Source organism: Legionella tunisiensis, from assembly GCF_000308315.1.
In the GTDB taxonomy this organism is placed as follows: Bacteria; Pseudomonadota; Gammaproteobacteria; order Legionellales; family Legionellaceae; genus Tatlockia; species Tatlockia tunisiensis.
This window is the reverse complement of the sequence record NZ_CALJ01000019.1, coordinates 1-1,134: the sequence shown is the minus strand read 5'-3', so window position 1 is coordinate 1,134 and position 1,134 is coordinate 1. Positions and strand designations below refer to the sequence as shown.

Here is a 1,134-nt window from a genome sequence, read left to right as displayed (position 1 = left end):
AAAAGGGGAAACTTGATTTCCCCTTTTTCATTAGTCTGTCGGTTACGATTGAGGGTAGGCGTTTTAATAAACGAGACAGGAAGCGGATAATTGCCTTTTTGTTACGTCGTTTTTGCAGGAATACATCCAGATCGTAGCCTTCCCAAAGACTATGTATCCAAACTAATTGAAATTGTGTCGAAAAGGAGATATCGCCCTACTATGTTTAATAAAAGCCAGCCACAAGAAAATAATACCAGGCAAGATGATGATGAACACAGCAAAGATATAACCCCTCGTTAATTTAGGTTCTGTCGAAAATTTTTTGAGGAGTTAAAATTGGTCTTATTCTGGACGAATTTAGTCTGGTAATCCATAAAACAACCATTGCAAATCACATGTTATATTTATCATCAATGCGAGAACTAAACTTAAGCTCCTCTTCGAATGCCTGTTCTCTTTTAGATAATGATTTGTTCATAAATTTATCAACAAGCTTTACTGTAGCTGAGCTTTTCAAGAAGAAACCATCATCTCGCTCATTGAGTAGCTTGCGGTTTTCTTGATAGTAATTTTTAGCATTCTCATAGTCAGAAACATTGTTCATAACTTCGAACATCGTAACCAGCTGGCGTGCTATATTTTGTTTGTGTTGGTTTTTTATATTCGGTATATACTCTTTTAAATTTGTAAAATTGTCTGAAGTAAGAACGCTTTTTTAAAGATATCAAAAGGTGTTGAACTATTTGTGACATTTGTGGCATTTGTGATCGTGTCTTTTTGTAGGTCAATTGTGACTGCATTAGGATTGTTTTCATGAACAACGTGATCTCCGCACCCCTCCCGTGCAGTTGCAGCGTCTCTAAGTTCGTTTTCCAACTCTGCTGTCTAACGTGTCAAATTCATCCATTGCTCTGAGGCGGAGTAACTCAGAATAACAATTTAAAAAATTAACCCAATCATCTTTATAAACTACTGGAGTTGTTGTTATTTTTGACCAGGATGCCTTTGTTTTATCAATGGCGTCAAGAACAGAATTATGATATTCAATCTCATTTATCTCGTTTTTTACCCTTGTCATACACCACCTCTATCAATTAAATATATACACGCGTTTTATTAAATAATAGTCTTATTGTTTTTATTGTGAGCAAA

The 1,134-nt window shown here is 35.2% G+C and carries 2 protein-coding genes; both read right to left on the bottom strand.

The genetic code is table 11. From position 1 onward, the window contains the following. Positions 1–373 precede the first annotated feature (373 nt). Positions 374–598, bottom strand: a complete 225-nt coding sequence (locus BN58_RS01310) for a hypothetical protein (RefSeq protein ID WP_019215288.1) — start codon at positions 596–598, stop codon at positions 374–376. Positions 599–841: 243 nt separating this feature from the next. Next, entirely contained in the window at positions 842–1,060 is a 219-nt protein-coding gene (locus tag BN58_RS01300) for a hypothetical protein (RefSeq protein ID WP_019215286.1), read from the bottom strand. Between the last annotated feature and the right edge of the window lie 74 nt (positions 1,061–1,134).

What these genes read in the sequence shown, in the direction of transcription:
- BN58_RS01310 (WP_019215288.1), bottom strand. Translation starts at nt 598, where the DNA reads ATGTTCGAAGTTATGAACAATGTTTCTGACTATGAGAATGCTAAAAAT.
- BN58_RS01300 (WP_019215286.1), bottom strand. Translation starts at nt 1,060, where the DNA reads ATGACAAGGGTAAAAAACGAGATAAATGAGATTGAATATCATAATTCT.